General features: G+C 63.4%; 22 protein-coding genes. 16 read left to right on the top strand and 6 right to left on the bottom strand.

Features of this window, described 5'->3' with window-relative positions; genetic code table 11:
- Nucleotides 1-56: 56 nt before the first annotated feature.
- The gene (locus AC0V7N_RS08505) at nt 57-608 is read right to left on the bottom strand and encodes a phosphotransferase-like protein (protein ID WP_475456426.1); all 552 of its coding nucleotides are present in this window, start codon (nt 606-608) and stop codon (nt 57-59) included.
- A 215-nt stretch (nt 609-823) separates the two neighbouring features.
- Between AC0V7N_RS08505 and AC0V7N_RS08500 the strand changes: the two genes are divergently transcribed.
- On the top strand, nt 824-1,825 hold the full coding sequence (locus AC0V7N_RS08500; RefSeq protein ID WP_475456424.1) for a hypothetical protein: 1,002 nt from the start codon (nt 824-826) through the stop codon (nt 1,823-1,825).
- A gap of 55 nt (nt 1,826-1,880) precedes the next feature.
- Here the strand turns inward: AC0V7N_RS08500 and AC0V7N_RS08495 are convergent, their stop codons facing one another.
- From AC0V7N_RS08495 to AC0V7N_RS08485, 3 genes are all read right to left on the bottom strand, one after another.
- Complete coding sequence (locus AC0V7N_RS08495) at nt 1,881-2,735, bottom strand: transglycosylase SLT domain-containing protein (RefSeq protein ID WP_475456422.1); 855 nt, start codon at nt 2,733-2,735, stop codon at nt 1,881-1,883.
- Nucleotides 2,736-2,740: 5 nt separating this feature from the next.
- Complete coding sequence (gene ispG / locus AC0V7N_RS08490) at nt 2,741-3,994, bottom strand: flavodoxin-dependent (E)-4-hydroxy-3-methylbut-2-enyl-diphosphate synthase (protein WP_172223009.1); 1,254 nt, start codon at nt 3,992-3,994, stop codon at nt 2,741-2,743.
- A gap of 321 nt (nt 3,995-4,315) precedes the next feature.
- Nucleotides 4,316-4,495: a YdcH family protein gene (locus AC0V7N_RS08485; protein ID WP_010911953.1), complete on the bottom strand. Its 180-nt coding sequence runs from the start codon at nt 4,493-4,495 to the stop codon at nt 4,316-4,318.
- Between the two features lie 238 nt (nt 4,496-4,733).
- Between AC0V7N_RS08485 and AC0V7N_RS08480 the strand changes: the two genes are divergently transcribed.
- On the top strand, nt 4,734-4,937 hold the full coding sequence (locus tag AC0V7N_RS08480) for a YdcH family protein (RefSeq protein WP_477221778.1): 204 nt from the start codon (nt 4,734-4,736) through the stop codon (nt 4,935-4,937).
- Between the two features lie 34 nt (nt 4,938-4,971).
- Here the strand turns inward: AC0V7N_RS08480 and AC0V7N_RS08475 are convergent, their stop codons facing one another.
- Nucleotides 4,972-5,760: an IclR family transcriptional regulator gene (locus AC0V7N_RS08475; protein WP_475456419.1), complete on the bottom strand. Its 789-nt coding sequence runs from the start codon at nt 5,758-5,760 to the stop codon at nt 4,972-4,974.
- A gap of 128 nt (nt 5,761-5,888) precedes the next feature.
- Here AC0V7N_RS08475 and AC0V7N_RS08470 point away from each other — a divergent pair, with 128 nt between their 5' ends.
- From AC0V7N_RS08470 to AC0V7N_RS08420, 11 genes are all read left to right on the top strand, one after another.
- On the top strand, nt 5,889-6,761 hold the full coding sequence (locus tag AC0V7N_RS08470) for a transporter substrate-binding protein (protein ID WP_475456416.1): 873 nt from the start codon (nt 5,889-5,891) through the stop codon (nt 6,759-6,761).
- Between the two features lie 72 nt (nt 6,762-6,833).
- Complete coding sequence (locus tag AC0V7N_RS08465; protein WP_475456414.1) at nt 6,834-7,499, top strand: amino acid ABC transporter permease; 666 nt, start codon at nt 6,834-6,836, stop codon at nt 7,497-7,499.
- Nucleotide 7,500: 1 nt separating this feature from the next.
- Nucleotides 7,501-8,151 carry an amino acid ABC transporter permease gene (locus AC0V7N_RS08460; RefSeq protein ID WP_027041938.1) on the top strand — a complete coding sequence of 217 codons (651 nt, stop codon included), beginning with the start codon at nt 7,501-7,503 and terminating at the stop codon, nt 8,149-8,151.
- 4 nt (nt 8,152-8,155) lie between these two features.
- The gene (locus AC0V7N_RS08455) at nt 8,156-8,950 is read left to right on the top strand and encodes an amino acid ABC transporter ATP-binding protein (RefSeq protein WP_475456412.1); all 795 of its coding nucleotides are present in this window, start codon (nt 8,156-8,158) and stop codon (nt 8,948-8,950) included.
- A 70-nt stretch (nt 8,951-9,020) separates the two neighbouring features.
- Nucleotides 9,021-9,482, top strand: a complete 462-nt coding sequence (locus AC0V7N_RS08450) for a RidA family protein (RefSeq protein ID WP_475456410.1) — start codon at nt 9,021-9,023, stop codon at nt 9,480-9,482.
- Nucleotides 9,483-9,507: 25 nt separating this feature from the next.
- Nucleotides 9,508-10,713 (top strand): aminotransferase class V-fold PLP-dependent enzyme, encoded by a 1,206-nt coding sequence (locus AC0V7N_RS08445; protein WP_475456408.1) that lies wholly within the window; start codon nt 9,508-9,510, stop codon nt 10,711-10,713.
- A gap of 139 nt (nt 10,714-10,852) precedes the next feature.
- Nucleotides 10,853-11,056, top strand: coding sequence for a hypothetical protein (locus tag AC0V7N_RS08440; protein ID WP_475456406.1), 204 nt, complete (start codon nt 10,853-10,855; stop codon nt 11,054-11,056).
- A 37-nt stretch (nt 11,057-11,093) separates the two neighbouring features.
- Nucleotides 11,094-11,633 carry a sigma-70 family RNA polymerase sigma factor gene (locus tag AC0V7N_RS08435; protein WP_475456404.1) on the top strand — a complete coding sequence of 180 codons (540 nt, stop codon included), beginning with the start codon at nt 11,094-11,096 and terminating at the stop codon, nt 11,631-11,633.
- Entirely contained in the window at nt 11,630-12,538 is a 909-nt protein-coding gene (locus AC0V7N_RS08430; protein WP_475456402.1) for an anti-sigma factor family protein, read from the top strand. Before AC0V7N_RS08435 ends, AC0V7N_RS08430 begins: the two co-directional genes overlap by 4 nt.
- A 98-nt stretch (nt 12,539-12,636) precedes the next feature.
- The gene (gene purE / locus AC0V7N_RS08425) at nt 12,637-13,134 is read left to right on the top strand and encodes a 5-(carboxyamino)imidazole ribonucleotide mutase (RefSeq protein ID WP_475456400.1); all 498 of its coding nucleotides are present in this window, start codon (nt 12,637-12,639) and stop codon (nt 13,132-13,134) included.
- A complete protein-coding gene (locus AC0V7N_RS08420) occupies nt 13,131-14,207 on the top strand; it encodes a 5-(carboxyamino)imidazole ribonucleotide synthase (RefSeq protein ID WP_475456398.1) in 1,077 nt (358 codons plus the stop codon). The genes purE and AC0V7N_RS08420 overlap by 4 nt, the downstream gene beginning before the upstream one ends.
- 15 nt (nt 14,208-14,222) lie before the next feature.
- Here AC0V7N_RS08420 and AC0V7N_RS08415 read toward each other — a convergent pair whose 3' ends face one another.
- Nucleotides 14,223-14,642 carry a lysozyme inhibitor LprI family protein gene (locus tag AC0V7N_RS08415; RefSeq protein ID WP_475456396.1) on the bottom strand — a complete coding sequence of 140 codons (420 nt, stop codon included), beginning with the start codon at nt 14,640-14,642 and terminating at the stop codon, nt 14,223-14,225.
- Between the two features lie 231 nt (nt 14,643-14,873).
- Here AC0V7N_RS08415 and ykgO point away from each other — a divergent pair, with 231 nt between their 5' ends.
- The 3 genes from ykgO (at nt 14,874) to AC0V7N_RS08400 (ending at nt 16,960) form a co-directional block, all read left to right on the top strand.
- The gene (gene ykgO, locus AC0V7N_RS08410) at nt 14,874-14,999 is read left to right on the top strand and encodes a type B 50S ribosomal protein L36 (protein WP_006327841.1); all 126 of its coding nucleotides are present in this window, start codon (nt 14,874-14,876) and stop codon (nt 14,997-14,999) included.
- Nucleotides 15,000-15,108: 109 nt separating this feature from the next.
- Nucleotides 15,109-15,717: a tetratricopeptide repeat protein gene (locus tag AC0V7N_RS08405; protein ID WP_475456394.1), complete on the top strand. Its 609-nt coding sequence runs from the start codon at nt 15,109-15,111 to the stop codon at nt 15,715-15,717.
- 175 nt (nt 15,718-15,892) lie between these two features.
- The gene (locus AC0V7N_RS08400) at nt 15,893-16,960 is read left to right on the top strand and encodes an alpha/beta fold hydrolase (protein ID WP_475456392.1); all 1,068 of its coding nucleotides are present in this window, start codon (nt 15,893-15,895) and stop codon (nt 16,958-16,960) included.

Here is a 16,960-nt window from a genome sequence, read left to right as displayed (position 1 = left end):
TGTTGGCATTGTTGTTGAGTGGCGAAAGCTGTCGCCGCGATAAGAGATGCCGGCCGCTATAGATGGAACCTTTGCTGGATGCGCTGGGCGCATTCGAGCGGCGTAAGCCGACTGGTGTCGACTTCGAGATCGTAATTTATATCCTTGCGCACCCGGTCATATTGCCAACGCGCCAGCCCCGGCAGCCTGTCTGCTCGCCGGGCTTCGCGGGCCTCCAGGACCTCCAGCGGCGCCATGACGCCGACCAGATGGAGATCGAAGGCAGATAGCAGTCCGACATAGTCCGATATCTCGCCATTGCACAGAACCTCATCGACGATGAGATTGTTGCCTTGCCCGGCCATGGCGGCGACGGCGTGGCGCATGCCGCGCAGGGTTTTTTCGCCCACCGGTCCGGCCCTGATCACAACCGCGGGCTTGCCGTCCTGTTGAACGGTTTCGTAGGAGAAACCATCGGCATGGTCCTGCAAGGCATCGGGCAGCATCTCGAGAAAACTGTCCATCTGGACATGCAGGAACGGTGCGGCGGTTATTGTCTGCAACGCCCTGGCGATCGCGCTTTTGCCGGCACTGCCGACGCCATTGAGGACAATGATCCTGGCGGTCATGGTCAATCGAACTCCTGACTTCCCCGGACGCATCTAGCCCGTATTCCTGCCACTGCCCGCCAGCCCGAGGCAGTTCGAGATCGCTCATTGTCGATCCCACGACGCGACGGCAATCAGCAACCCGTTTTCGTGCAACCTTTCAAAATTGCCACACCCGATTAACTCTAGCTTCAACCAAGATGTGTAAGCGTCAGCGACGGATTTGGAGACTATCCATGCGAATTTTTCAATTGGTTCTCATAGTAATGTCGCTCTTTTTTTTAACGAATGGGCGCGCGGACGAGATAGCGGATCGCGAAGGCATCACCGATACTGTCAAATCCGCTTTTCTCGATGGCAATTTCAAGAAACTCGACGCGCTTGCCGACGAATACCGCAACAGCAAGGCGCGGACAGGCAGCGGATTGTGGAAACTTAGCCGCTTCTATTCTGCATTTGACACACTCGGAGAGTCTCCGGCCTATGGCGAGCGATCTCTCGATCGCCTTGAACAACAGGCAAAGAAATGGATCGATGAGGCGCCGGAGTCGAAATCCGCATATATCGCCTATGCCACTTTGCTGTACCAGCACGCCTTCTTTGTTCGAGGCAGCGACTACGCCTCCGCCGTTGCGCCGGGCAAATGGCCGGTGTTCCTGAAATATCTCGCCGAAGCGCGCAGGCAGCTCGAGGCCAGCAAGGCCTTTGCGTCATCGGATCCGCATTGGTATGCGACCATGCTGCACGTCGCGACGGGAGAAAATTGGCCGGAGCCGAAGTTCGATGCGCTCCTCGACGAAGCAACCGCTCGAGAGGCCTATTACTACGAAGTGTATTTCGCCGCCATCACACGCAAGTCTCCGATGTGGGGCGGCAGCATCGAGGACGTCAACAAGCTGATAGAGCACGCCGTGGCGCTAACCAAGCCTGAAGACGGCTCCGGCTTCTACGCGCGAGGTTATTGGTTCGCAATGGGTTGGACCCTGAGGCGCAAGATGTTCGAGAATTCGACCACCTATTGGCCGAGGATCAATGCCGGGTTCGAGAACCTGGTCAAGCAGTACCCAGATGACTGGAACCTCAACTCCTTTGCGCGATTCGCCTGTATCTCGCGTGATCCCAAAGTTGCCCATAGGGCTTTTCTTCAGCTTGACGGGAGAATTATTCCGCAGATGTGGGAGAGCGATACAATGGCCCGCACTTGCGAGGAATGGGCGACCGAAGAGGGCTCAAAATAGGTCGCCATATCCATGTCGTTCTTCCAAAACCGATGTCACTTCCGGGTGACATGTCCTACCGGTTGCGTACCACCACGCACGCCCCGCCGACACTTTGCAATTTCTGGCAGATGACATTGGCGGCGGCGCGGTCGTCGATCCCGATCCTGACCGCGTAGATACCGCGCCGGCCGATCGGCGTACGCACCCGGCTCACCACCGGATCATGGCCGGCGAGCAGGGCCGGAAAGCGGCTCCTCACCCGCAGCCACTGGCTGATCGCGGCACTGCGGCGGAAATTGCCGGCCACCTGGATGCCCCATGGTTTGACGTTGATCGAGGCCATCGCCACGGTCTGCGACATGATCACCGGCAGCTTGCGGCAGGCGACGGCAAAATCCGTCTTGGCGTCGAGCGGCTCGATTTTTCCGGCATAGGCGGGGTCGGTGAACTTGTCGACCGGCTCGCCCATGATATCGAAGACATAGCTCTCGGTCTCCATCGGCAGGAAGCCGCCCGAGCCCAGCCAGCGCGACACCCGGCTCTCGCCGGCATTGTAGGCAGCCGCCGCCAGGCCAAGATTGCCATAGCTGGTTTTCATTTCGGCGAGATACTTCGCCGAGGCCGGGATCGCCTGGTTGATGTCGAAGGAATTTTCGAGCCCGCGCATCTTCGCGGTGCCCGGCATGAACTGGGCGATGCCCTCGGCGCCGACGGGACTGACGGCGTTGGGGTCGAAACGGCTTTCCTTCCAGATCAGCCTTGCGAAGAAATCCCTGGGCAGGCCGTTCTGGTCGGCATGGGCCTGGATCAGGTTACAGACTTTGTCGATCAGCCGCTGCTTGGCCGATTGCGGCGGATCGGCCTCGGCAAAAGTCGACCAGGCCATACTGCACAGGACAATCAGCGCCGCCCAGAGGAAACGCTGCATCTGACCTACTCTGCCGCGGCTTTGCCGCCGCGACCGAACCTCTGATCGATATAGTCGGCGACCATCTTCTCGAAATCCGCCGCGATCGACGGTCCGCGCAGCGTCGCCGCCTTCTTGCCGTCGACGAAGACGGGCGCCGTCGGCGTCTCGCCGGTGCCGGGCAGCGAAATGCCGATATCGGCATGCTTGGACTCACCCGGGCCGTTGACGATGCAGCCCATCACCGCGACCTTGAGGTTCTCGACGCCTGGGTATTTTTCGCGCCACACCGGCATGTTCTTGCGCAAATCCGCCTGGATGTTCTGCGCGAGCTCCTGGAACACGGTCGAGGTGGTGCGGCCGCAGCCGGGGCAAGCGGCGACGATCGGCACGAACTGCCTGAAACCCATGGTCTGCAGCAATTCCTGCGACACCTGCACTTCGCGCGTGCGGTCACCGTTCGGCTCCGGCGTCAGCGAGATACGGATGGTGTCGCCAATGCCTTGCTGCAATAGGATACCCATGGCGGCGGACGAGGCGACGATGCCTTTCGAGCCCATGCCGGCCTCGGTGAGGCCGAGATGCAGCGCATGGTTTGAGCGGGTCGCGAGTTCGGTATAGACGGCGATCAGGTCCTGCACGCCGCTGACCTTGGCCGACAGGATGATCTTTTCGCGGCCAAGGCCGATCTCTTCGGCCATCTCGGCCGACAGGATCGCCGACTGCACGATCGCCTCGCGCGTCACCTCCTGCGCCGTCAGCGGAAAACCCTTGTCCTGGTTGTCGTCCATCAGCCGGGTCAAGAGCTCCTGGTCGAGCGAGCCCCAGTTGACGCCGATGCGCACCGGTTTGTCGTGCTTGATCGCCATTTCGACGATGGCCGCAAACTGCCGATCCTTCTTGTCCTTGAAGCCGACATTGCCCGGATTGATGCGGTATTTGGCCAATGCCTCGGCGCAGGCCGGATGATCGGCGAGCAGCTTGTGGCCGATATAGTGGAAGTCCCCGACCAGCGGCACGTTGATGCCGAGGCGCAAAAGCCGCTCGTGGATACGCGGCACGGCGGCGGCACTTTCGTCGCGGTCGACGGTGATGCGCACGATCTCGGAACCGGCGCGGTGAAGTGCCGCGACCTGCGCGACGGTCTGGTCGATATCGGCGGTGTCGGTGTTGGTCATCGACTGCACGACAACCGGGGCGCCACCGCCGACGACCACGCCGCCGACATCAACGCCGACCGAGGTGCGGCGGGGAAAAGGAAAGGAAAAATATCCGGTCATGCCGGCAGCCTTTTGTCTCTGAAGCTCCGTGCGTCCGCTTGGACGCACAAGCACTCCCAGGGCCGATGCGCTGAGGTTCGGGCATGAGGTGGAGGAGCAAAGATGGCTTGTCAATGGCGACAGGTCGCCACTGCCGCAATTGATCCCCGCCGGCGATCTAAAAACAGGGCGCGGCCCGGCGATGGCCAAGGCACAAAACAGGGGTCTGAAGGGATATTAGCTGCGGCTTATGGCTCGGTGCTGAAATCAAACCGACCACACCGGCGGCGATCGCCGCCGGCAAGGAAGACCGCAATAGTGGGCGGCTATGTCAGTCGGGCATCAATGCGTGGTCGGTTGCGCTTTCAGTTTCTCAATCGCATCCTTGAGTGCCAGCTTGCGTCGCTTGAGATTCACGATTTCGAGGTCGTCCACCGACGGGTGGTTCATCGCGTCATCGATTTCGCGTTCGATGTCGCCGTGTTTCCGCTGCAACTCATCAAGATGGGATGCAAGAGACATGATTGGTTCTCCCTTTCATGGTTTCCTCGATTGCAGCCGTCAAGGCGCGTCCACCGCAGGTCGCTTCTGTGACGGCACAATGACACTTTGCCACCTTCCGACTGCGATGTCGAATGCTGCGTGGTAGCATTCCACGACAATGTGAAATGTGATATGGGCTGCGCGCCGGTGGCAGAAATTGCCGCCCCCGCCCAATCAGGCCCAGTTTTGGGCGCCGCAGACGTGCAGACGGTAGAGAATGTCCGATCAGGAAAAGGCCGATATTCGCCTCGAATTTTCCCGGCTGAAGCAGGAACACGCCGATTTCGACGCCGCGATCAACGCGATGATCGCCACGAACTGCGATCCCCTGCAGATTCAGCGCATGAAAAAGAAAAAGCTGGCGCTCAAGGACCGGCTGATGACCCTGGAAGACAAGATCATCCCCGACATTATCGCCTGAACCGCGGGCGCCGCGCGCTCGACGTCACGTTTCGCTATCCGCCGATCGAAAGCCTGCCGGCGCGGTCGCGCAGCAGGCCGATGAGGCTGCCGGTCCGCTCATCGGACGTGTCGATCGGAACCACCAGGCACATCGTCGCCTCAACCTTGCCCGGCGCTGAAAAGACCGGCACGGCAAGGCATTTCGTATAGGCATCGACCAGGCCTGAGGTCACGCAGTAGCCGGTAACCCGCGCCTTGGCGATGTCGGCGATAAAATCGTCGAGCCGCAGCTTGCGGCCATCGGGCAGCACGAGATCGTCTTCCGACACCATGGCTTCGATCTCGGCCTTCTCAAGTCCCGCCAGCAGCAGCCGGCCCGATGCGGTCCAGGGCAGCGGTATCTGCAGACCGGTGGCGGAGCTGATGCGGAACGGCCTGGTGCCCGGGCTTGCGTGGACGATGGTGTAGCGGCCGCTCTGCAGCATGCACAATTCCGACGTCTCGCCGGTCTCGCGCGACAGATTGTCGACCTCCTGGCGCCCGCGCCGCAGCAAATCGTTGCCGCGCACATAATCCATTCCGTAGAGATAGAGCTTCTTGCCGAAATAGACGCGGTTGCCGTCGCCTTCCATCTCCAGCAGGCCTGCGTCGACCAGTGATCGTACCAATGTGTAGGTCGTCGAGCGGGGAGCGTTCACCCCCTTGGCAAGGTCGCCAATGCCGATCGCCCGCTGCGTCGTGTGCAGGAAATCCAGGATCTCGAGCACCCGGTTGAGCCCCTTCTCGCGGGAAGCCGTCGTCTTTTCGTCGGCTGAAACTGCCAAGGCATTGCCATCTTGCATTGTCGATTCCTGGTGCTAGTATTGTCTTGTACAGGATACATGCGTCTCTTGTAAGAGACAATCTTCTCATGATCACCGTCGCGTGTATTGCCTGTGCATAGGGGTTCACAACACGAAAGGAGGTCGCCGTGAACGACACATCCGGAAGACGTGATTTTCTGAAATTGGGAATGGCGGGACTGGCCACCGCCGGCGTGCTGGCAACCGTCGATGCCCAGAAGGCCGCTGCCCAGGCCGCATCCGACAGCCTGCTGCGCACCGTGCTCGACCGCGGCAAGCTGATCGTCGGCACCGGCAGCACCAACGCGCCCTGGCATTTCGAGAATGATGCCGGCGAGCTGGTCGGCATGGACATCACCATGGGACGCATCCTGGCCAAGGGTCTGTTCGACGATCCGACCAAGGTCGAGTTCGTCATGCAGGACCCGGCGCAGCGCATTCCCAACGTCACCACCAACAAGGTCGACATCACCATTCAGTTCATGACGATGAGCGCCCAGCGTTCGCAGTTGGTCAATTTCTCCCGGCCCTACTATGTCGAGGGCGTTGCCCTGCTGAGCCTTCCGACCGCCGAGAACAAGACCTTCGACAAGCTGCTCGCCGGCGGCGCCGCAACACGCATCTCCATTCTGCAGAATGTCGATGCCGAGGCACAGGTGCATTCGGTGCTGCCGCAGTGCCAGGTCATGCAGATCGACACCCAGGCCAACGTGCTTCAGGCGCTGGAATCGAAGCGCGTCGACGCAGCCGCCGTCGATCTGTCCACTGTGCGCTGGCTCGCCTCGCGCAACCCGGACAAATATTTCGACGCCGGCAAGAGCTGGCTGAGCATGCTGTACGGCGCAGCACTCCGGCAAGGCGACCTCGACTGGCTGGCCTTCGTCAACGCGACCTTCACCATCGCCATGTTCGGCCACGAAAACGCCCTCTACGACGCGGCATTCAAGGACTATTTCGGACAGGAGCCGCCGGCACGCCATCCCGGCTTCCCGGCCATCTGATCTGCATCAGGCGGGAGGGCGCCCCGGCGCCCTTCCGCCTCCCGACGGTCCGCTGTGTGCTAAGGCTTAGGCATGGGCTATGCCCTCAATTTCAACCTGATCTGGCGGCATTTCGACAAGCTCTGGGGCGGCCTGCTGCTCAGCCTTGAGCTTGCCGTGATCTCAATCGCCATCGGTGTCGTCATCGGCCTGGTGCTGGCGGTCTGGTATGTCTCCGCCGGGCGCACGGTGCGGGCGATCATCGCCGCCTATGTCGAATTCATCCGCAACGTGCCGCTGATCCTGCTGGTCTATCTCGTCTTCTACGGCCTGCCGACGGTGGTCGACCTGGCCTACAGCGCACCGACCTCGTTCGTCCTGACGCTGTCGGTCTATAGCGGCGCCTATCTGGTCGAGGTGTTCCGCTCGGGCCTCGAGGCCGTCCCGCGCGGCCAGCTCGATGCCGGCAAGGCGATCGGCCTGACGCCCTGGCAAAGGCTGATCCACGTGCGCCTGCCGACCATGCTGCGCATCACGCTGCCGGCGCTGTCCAACACCTTCATCTCGCTGTTCAAGGACACCTCGATCGCCTCGGTCATCTCGGTGCCGGAGCTCACCTTCGGCGCCCAGTGGATCAACTTCAACACCTTCCGCATCGTCGAGGTCTATCTGGTGACGACGGCGATGTATCTCATGACCGGCTACATCCTGCTTTTCGCGCTCAGGCTCATCGAACGCCGGTTCAGGGCGGCGCGCTGACATGCTGAGCCAGATCCTCTACGCCCTGCCCTTCCTCGCCAAAGGCTTCGCCCTGACCCTTTGGGTGTCGCTACTGGTCGTCACCCTGTCGCTTATCGCCGGCGTAGTGCTGGGTGTCGGCCTGGTCTATGGCCCCGCCCCGTTGCGGTGGGCGGTGCGCATCTTCTCCGACACTATCCGCGGCATTCCGATCCTGGTCTTGATGTTCTTCGTCTATTACGGCCTGCCCGCCATCGGCCTTCATCTGCCGTCGTTCTGGGCCGCCGTGCTGGCGCTGACCCTGTTCAAGACGGCGCAGGTCATCGAATATCTCAGGGGTGCGGTCGGCTCGATCCCGAAAGGCCAGTCCGAGGCCGCGATGGCGATCGGGCTGACCTTCCGCCAGCGGTTGACCTACGTCATCTTTCCCCAAGCCTTCAGGCGCTTCCTGCCGCCCTGGATCAACGGCGTCACCGATGCGGTCAAGGGCAGCGCGCTGGTGTCGCTGCTCGGCATCACCGATCTGATGCAGGCCATCAACCAGGTCATCGGCCGCACCTATGAGGCGATGCCGCTCTATATCCTCGGCGCGCTCATCTATTTCGCGGTCAACTACGCGCTCTCGCTTGCCAGCCGGCGGCTCGAGCGGCGTTTTTCTTTCATTCGGGAATAGCACGATGTCCGACGTCACAAACGCCAGTCCCGCGCTGCTCGACGTGCGCGATGTCTCCAAGGCCTTCGGTGCCGTCGAGGTGCTGCGCTCCGTCAGCCTTCAGGTGGAGCGTGGCGAGGTGGTGACCGTCATCGGCCCATCCGGCAGCGGCAAGACCACGCTGCTGCGCTGCGTCAACTTCCTCGAAAGCTACGACAGCGGCTCGATCCGCATCGACGGCAAAGAGGTCGGCTATCGCGAGGCCGGAACGCGTCAGCGCCGCAGCGAGCGCGACTTGGCCGCCATGCGTGCCGAGACCGGCATGGTGTTCCAGAGCTTCAACCTGTTTCCGCACCTCACCGCGGCCGGCAACATCATGCTCGGGCTCACCAAGGTGCGCGGAAAGAGCCAGGCCGAGGCGCGCCAGGCCGCCGAACACTGGCTCGGCCGCGTCGGCCTCGCCCACAAGGCCGACAGCCTGCCGGCGGAACTCTCCGGCGGCCAGCAGCAGCGCGTCGGCATCGCACGCGCCGTGGCCATGGAGCCGAAAATCCTTTTGCTCGACGAGATCACCTCGGCGCTCGACCCCGAACTGGTCGGCGAGGTGCTGGCGGTGGTGCGCAGCCTTGCCGAGGACGGCATGACCATGCTGATGGTGACGCACGAAATGGCCTTTGCCCGCGACGCTTCGAGCCGCATCGTCTTCATGGCCGATGGCGGCGTCAGCGCCGTCGGCCCGCCCAAGGAGATCCTCGCGGCGGAGACCAGCAACGAGCGCCTCCGCACCTTCCTGGCGCGCTTCCGCGCCTCGCATTTCTGACATTGGACGGCCGACGCCGCTCATTTTTTGAACATCGGATGGCTGAAGCCATCCAAGGGAGCCTTCTTCCATGACACCTTACATCCGGCTCGCCGAACTCGGCCTGACGCTGCCCGAGCCGCCGACCCCTATCGCCAACTTCGTCACCCATGCCGAGAGCGGGCGGCTGATCTTCCTGTCCGGCCAGGGGCCGCTGCGCGCCGACGGCACGCTTTGCACCGGCAAGGTCGGCGAGGACGTCACCATCGAGCAGGCCTATGAGCATGCCCGCCTGACCGGGCTCAACCTGCTGGCCGTCATGCATGCCGCCGCCGGCGATCTCGGCCGCATCGTGCGCGTCGTCAAGCTGCTCGGCTTCGTCAACGCGACGCCGACCTTCAGCGACCACCCGAAAGTGGTGAACGGCTGTTCCGATCTTTTCGCCGATGTGTTCGCTAATATTGGCGGCCACGCCCGCTCGGCGATCGGCGTCGGCTCGCTGCCTGGAAACATCACTGTCGAAATCGAAGCGGTCGTCGAGATCGCCGCCTGACCTGCCACCCACGGGATCTGCTCACATGAAAACCACTTCCGCCGCCGGCTCCAACACCACCATCCGCGAACGGCTCGGCCTTCGCCCGATCATCAATGTCTCCGGCACCATGACCGCGCTCGGCGCGTCGATCATTGTTCCCGAAGCGATCAGCGCCATGGCCGAAATGGCTTCGCAATGGGTGGAGATGGACGACCTGCAGCGCGCCGCCAGCACGGTCGTCGCGCGCCTCACCGGTGGCGAGGCCGGTTTCATCACCGCCTGCTGCGCCAGCGGTATCACCATGGCGATCGCCGGCGCGATGACGGGGACCAACCTGCTCGCCATCGAGCGCCTGCCTGATGACACCGGCGATCTCAAGTCGGAGGTCGTCATCCAGCTTGGCCACATCGTCAATTACGGCGCACCGATCGACCAGTCGGTCCGCGTCGCCGGCGCCAAGGTGGTGCCTGCCGGCACGGTCAGCGTGACGCAGGACTATCATGTGCGCGAAGCGATCAACGATCGCACGGCGGCCGGCCTCTATGTCGTTGCCCACCACACGGTGCAGTACGGCATGCTGTCGCTGGAGGAATTCTGCGAGATCTGCCACGCCAAGGGCGTGCCGGTGATCGTCGATGCCGCGTCCGAATACGATCTGCGCGGGTTCCTGGCGCGCGGCGCCGACGTCGTCATCTACAGCGGCCACAAATTCCTGAGCGGGCCGACCAGCGGGATCGTCACCGGCCGCAAGGATCTGGTGCGATCAGCCTATCTGCAAAACCGCGGCGTGGCCCGCGCTATGAAGGTCGGCAAGGAAAGCATCGCCGGCACCATGGCCGCGCTCGAAGCCTGGGAAAAGCGCGACCATGCCGGCATCCGCCGGCGCGAGGAGGCGGCGCTCAATCTCTGGAAGGACGCTTTGCAGGGACTGCCGGGCATCTTTGCCAAGATCATTCCCGACCCGACCGCCAATCCGCTTGACCGACTGCAGATCTTCGTATCGCCCGAGAGCCGCTTCAGCGCCGCCGGCCTCACCTCGGCGCTGGCCGCAGGCTCGCCGCCGATCATCGTGCGCAACCACGAGATCGAGCGCGGCCATTTCTTCCTCGACCCCTGCAATCTTCATCCCGGCGAGGCAGAGATCGTCGCCGAACGGCTGCGCGCCATATTGACCGCGAAAGACCGTCCCGCCGATGCGATGAAGGCCGCCCGCAAGGATTCGTCCGGCGTGTTGCGCTGGCCGGATTGAGCGCCAAACCGACCAACAATTCCAAAAGCCCCGGCTGATCACGCGACTGTGAACAGCCGGATTGGCACGCGGCGGGAATAAACTGGCGCCGCGACAAGTCTCCTCAGCATACGCCACGATTGGCGTTGAGGAGACCGGCATGCCGCATCATTGCAAAGACGGCGAACACGGCTGCGGCGTCGGCCGTGGCTATGCGCTGGGCAGCATGAGCGTCGTCAGGCTCTCCTTTGTAGCGCTTGACACCGGTGACGCAGATGAATTCAGTTTCAGCAAGGCAGGCGGCTCTGCCTGTTTCCGGGGGCTTTGCCCCTGCGAGCAGGGCAAGGTCGCCGTCGCATCTTGAGGCGGCACGGCCCGGAGTATCGGATCATGGTGCTGCTTTGAGCGAGAGGGCCCTGGCGGAACGCTTCAACCAGGTGGTGCTGCCGCATCTCGGCGACGCGTTGGCGCTTGCCCGCTGGCTGACCGGCAATGCCGCCGATGCCGAGGATGTCGTGCAGGACGCCTGCATCAAGGCGCATGCCGGCATAGCAGGCTATGCCGGCGGCAACGCCCGCGCCTGGCTGCTGACCATCGTGCGCAACACCTCCTACACCTGGATGGCGCGCAACCGGCCGCGCGCCATGATGGCCGTCGGCGACCTCGGCGATCTCGACGACATGGCGGCGGCACATGGCACCAGCTTGCCGGACGAGGATGGCCCGGAGGCGAGCCTGATCGCCAGAGCCGATACGGCGGCACTCGAGGCAGCGATCGCTGCCCTGCCGCAGCCATTTCGCGAAACGCTGGTGCTGCGCGATATCAATGGCCTCAGCTATCGCGAAATATCGACCATGCTTGCCGTGCCGATCGGCACGGTCATGTCGAGGCTGGCCCGCGCCCGTGGCCTGCTGGCGTCTGAACTGGGGAGAGCGTCATGACGCACGACGACGGACTGCCCAACGATCCCGAAGGTATCAAACTGATGATCCATGCCCTTGTTGATGGCGAGCTTGATGCGGCGGCCGCACTCGCGGTCGAGCGTCGCATCGCCGCCGACCCCAAGCTTGCCGCCGAACATGCCCGCATCGTCGCCTTGCAAGGCGCGGTCAGCCGCTTGCCGCGCCCCGATGTCAGCGACGCCTTTCGGGCCCGCATCGCGGCGATCGGCATGGCGACCACCGAGCCGCAGGAGTCGGCCGGGGCGACAGAGCCGCAGCGGGGCACGCCGTCGGCGCTGCCGGGATTGATTGCGGTCCCTGGTGGTGGCCAGAGGCGAGACGCCGGAACACGACCCTCCCAAACGCGTGCACAGCCAAGGGCGCGCCGCTTCGGCTCGTTCGACTGGCGCGCCATGGCGGCGTCGATCATGATCAGTGCGGTGTTGGCCAGCGGGGCGACGCAATGGGCGATGCAGAGCGGCGTCGATGACGGCTTTGCCGCCGCGGTCGCCAGCGGCCATCGCCGCAGCCTGCTTGCCGCAAGCCCGATCGACATCGTCTCGTCCGATCGCCACACCGTCAAGCCATGGCTTGATGCACGCATCGGCGTCTCGCCGCCGGCGCCCGACCTTGCCCAGGACGGTTTCGCGCTGATCGGCGGCCGGGTCGAGGTGATATCAGGCCGGCCGGTGCCGGCGCTGGTCTACCGCCACCGCGAGCACCTGATCACGCTGGTCGCCGAGCCGCAGCAGAACGGCAAGACCACCCAGCCGGACGACCTTTCATCCGGCGGCTTCTCGATGGTGCACTGGAGCGACGGCGCCTTCTCCTACTGGGCGATCTCCGACATGGAGCGGCCTGAGCTCGACGACTTCGTCGCCCGCTTCCGCAAGGCGGCAGTCTAGGCTGTATTGTGGCCGTCGGTCCCGCCGATGGGCTGCATATCCTTGCGGCCCCGCGCGAATTCCGCTAAGGCGCGCCTTTGTCGCCGGGGAGCACGAACTTGGACGATCAACGCGCCGACGTCGCCATCATCATGGGCAGCCAGTCTGACTGGGCAACGATGCGCCATGCGGCCGAAACGCTGGAGGCGCTGGGCGTCCCGCACAAGCGGCTGATCATCTCGGCGCACCGTACACCCGACCGGCTCTATGATTTCGCCAAGGGCGCCAAGGCCGCCGGCTACAAGGTCATCATCGCCGGTGCCGGCGGTGCGGCGCATCTGCCTGGCATGACGGCGGCGATGACGCCGCTGCCGGTGTTTGGCGTGCCGGTGGAATCGAAGGCGCTGTCGGGACAGGATTCGCTGCTTTCCATCGTCCAGATGCCGGCCGGCATCCCGGTCGGCACACTGGCCATCGGCAAGGCGGGTGCGGCCAATGCTGCCTTGCTGGCTGCCGCAGTGCTGGCGCTGAACGACGACAAGCTTGCCCAGCGCCTCGACGCCTGGCGTGCCGCGCAGACCGCCAAGGTTGCCACTGAACCGACGGATACGCCGTGAGCCTGCCCGCCGGATCGACCATCGGCATCATTGGCGGCGGCCAGCTCGGCCGCATGCTGGCGATGGCTGCCGCCCGCCTCGGCTACCGCACCATCGTGCTGGAGCCGCAGCCGGATTGCCCGGCGGCGCAGGTCGCCAACCGGCAGATAACGGCCGCCTATGACGATCCCGCCGCCCTTGCCGAGCTCGCGGCAGCAAGTGCCGTCATCACCTACGAGTTCGAGAACGTGCCCGTCTCAGCCGCCATTTCGCTTGCCGCCAAGGTGCCGGTCTATCCGCCGGCGCGCGCGCTTGACGTGGCGCAGGACCGGGTGAGCGAAAAGACCTTCCTCAACGGCATCGGCATCGCCACCGCGGATTTCCGTGCGGTCGACACCGACGAAGAGCTGACGGCAGCGCTGAAGGCATTCGGCGGCAGCGGCATCCTGAAGACGCGGCGCATGGGCTATGACGGCAAGGGCCAGCGCGTCTTCCGCAACATGGAAGCCGGCGGCTTTGCAGGCACCTGCGAGGCAATGGGCAATGTGCCGCTGATCCTGGAAAGCTTCGTGCCTTTCGAGCGCGAAATATCCGTGATCGCGGCACGGGGGCAAGATGGCTCGGTCGCCGCCTATGATCCGGCCGAGAATGTCCATCGCAATGGCATTCTCCACACCTCGACCTTGCCGGCCGCCATCAAGCCTGAAACGGCGGACGCGGCGCGCGCAGCGGCATCAAGAATCCTGTCGGCGCTCGACTATGTCGGCGTCATCGGTGTCGAGTTCTTCGTGCTGGCCGACGGTTCGCTGCTGGCCAATGAGATTGCGCCTCGCGTCCACAATTCCGGCCACTGGACCGAAGCCGCCTGCATCGTTTCGCAGTTCGAGCAGCATATCCGCGCCGTGGCCGGCCTGCCGCTCGGCAGCCCGGACCGCCACTCCGATAGCGTGATGGAAAACCTGATCGGCGACGACGTGTTGCGCGTGCCGGCCCTGCTCACTGAGCCCGATCTGATGCTGCATCTCTACGGCAAGGCCGAGGCGCGGTCTGGCCGCAAGATGGGCCATTTCACCCGCATCAGCCCGCGCACTTAATCCGCCGACAAGAGCCTATTGCACCTCGTCGCTGTCCTCGTCGGAATTGCCGCAGCTCGCATCGCCTGCCTCGCAATTGGCTGACGCGGCGAGCTGCCTGATGCGCTCATTGGTAAGCCTGGTCAGGCATTGCGAAACCTCCATCGCGTGGATGGAGCCGCCTGCGCTGGCGGCCGTGTTGTGCGCGCATTCGGCGTCGCGAAAGGCGATCCAGGCGCGCTGTGCCGCCTGCAGCAATCTCTTGGCATCGGCATCGTCGGAACTGATCAGGTTCTGATAGGCCGCATTGAGCTTGGCGTCGGCGGCCTGATAGTCCTCGCCGGCACAGATGCTCATCATCTGCTGGCTGTCGTCGGAGCGGTCGCATTCCTGCGCGCGGGCAACCGACGCTCCCGCAAGCAGGACGAGGCAAGCAGACAGCAATATTCGGCGCATCGTCGTCCCCAAATCACTTGAAATACACGGCATCATCCCAGCCGGCCCATGGCCGCGCAATGCCGCACGACCGACATGGCGGATATTTGATGATATGGGGGTGTGGAGCACGCTTGCGGTTGACAGGGACAAGGCTCCTCGTTTATGAGCCACCCACCGTTGAAAAGGCGCGTCTTCTGGCGCGCCTTAAAATTTCGACCCGGGACCGGGTCCACACCGACAGGCAAGACCATGAAGATCAAGAATTCGCTTAAGGCGCTGAAGGCGCGTCATCGCGACAACCAGCTGGTTCGCCGCAAGGGCCGCGTTTACATCATCAACAAGACCGCCCCGCGTTACAAGGCGCGCCAGGGCTGAGCTTTCGGCCGGAGGCTTTTTGCCTCCGCCCATTGATGTTTGTCGGCCTGCCGACCCTCTCACGCTAAAATCACTTTGCTGTTCCGCCGCCCGGGACTAGGATCGGGCGATGCGGATTCTTTTTGCATTTTTGACAGCTCTGCTTGTTTCCGGCGCCATAAGCTTGCCGGCCAGAGCCGCGGACGATCAGCCGGCAGCACCGGCCACCCCGGATGCTCCAACCGCGCCGATGACCAAACAGGCCCGGCTCGACAAGCTGTTCTCCGACCTCAAGCGCGAACGCAACGAAAAGGCCGCCGAACGCATTGCCGGCAACATCTGGAGCGAATGGTTCCAGTCCGGCAGCGCCTCGATCGACCTGATGATGCTGTGGTCGCAAAAGGCGATGGACAACCAGAAATTCGACGTCGCGCTCGATTTCCTCGACCAGGTGGTGACCTTGCAGCCAGGCTACGCCGAGGGCTGGAACCGTCGCGCCACCGTGCATTTCATGATGAAAAACTACGGTAAGTCGATGTCCGATATCGACCGCACGCTGCAACTCGAGCCGCGCCATTTCGGTGCGCTGTCGGGTCTGGCGCAGATCATGGCACTGACCGGCCACAAGCAGTCGGCGCTCGAAGCCTGGCAGAAGGTGCTGGCCATCTATCCCATGATGCGCAGCGCCCAGGACCAGGTCGCCACGCTGTCGGAAGAGCTTGCCGGCGAAGGCATTTGATGTCCTGAAGGGAGTAAGGGAATAGGGCAGTAAGGCAGTAGGGTATTGAGGAACACACCCCTACTGCCCTACTGCCCTACTGCCCTACTGCCCTACTGCCCTACTGCCCTACTGCCCTACTGCCCTACTGCCCATCCCCCACAACTTATCCCGTCCCACCCCCGTATCTCCCCGCATGAACCTGATCTACGCCGCGCTCGCCTTCCTTCTCGCACTTGTCTTTACCCTGGTCGGCGTCACCCGCGTCGGCTCGTGGTTGATCGAGCGCCGCTATCAGCCGATCGGTGAATTCGCCGACATCGGCGGCGCCCGCATCCACTATGTCCACATTCCCGCACCGGCCAATGCGGACCTGCCGCCGATCGTCTTCATCCATGGCGCCAGCGCCAACCTCCGGGATCAGATGCTGCCGCTGCGACCACTGCTCGAAGGCCGCGCCGAAATGCTGTTCTTCGACCGGCCGGGCTTTGGCTGGTCGGGGCGCGGGCCTGGCAACAATGAAAACCCGTCGGCGCAAGCCAAAACCATCGCCGCCCTGATGGACCGTCTCGGCATCAAGAAGGCAATCATCGTCGGTCATTCCTTCGGTGGCGTGGTGACGGCGGCTTTCGGCCGCGAGCATGCCGACAAGACGCTCGGTCTCGTCTTCCTGTCGCCTGCGACCCATCCCTGGCCGGGCGGCGCGACGTCCTGGTACTACGACCTGACCACCATTCCGGTGATCGGCCGGCTGTTTTCCGAGACACTGACCTACCCGGCCGGAACGCTGCAGATGGCCGATGCCACAACCTGCGTGTTCTCGCCCAACAAGGTGCCGGACAATTATCTCAACACAGCCTCGATCCCGCTGGTGCTGCGGCCGCCGGCCTTTCGCGCCAACGCCACCGACGTTGCCGGGCTCTATGCCTATGCGCTTGGCGCCGCACCGCACTACAACCAGATCACGGCGCCGACCGTGGTCATCTCCGGCGACCGCGACAAGGTCGTCTACGCGCATATCCATTCCGTTGGCCTGGTGCGCGACATAGCAGGCGCCGAACTCGTCTGGGTGCACAATCTCGGCCACAAGCCGGACTGGATCGCCGCCGACCTCGTCGTCGGTGCCATCGAGAAGGTCGCCGGCAAGGATGTCGATCTGGAGGCGATGGCCAGGGCAGTGGAAGCGCGGATTGCCGGCGACACCTATGGCGTCGGCATATGCGCCGACATCAAAGAGCCACAGGCCGAACTCGCGCCGACCTGA

This window comes from Mesorhizobium kamtschaticum (genome assembly GCF_056174585.1).
Note: the sequence above shows the minus strand (reverse complement) of the source record. Positions and strands in the feature narration are given on the sequence as shown.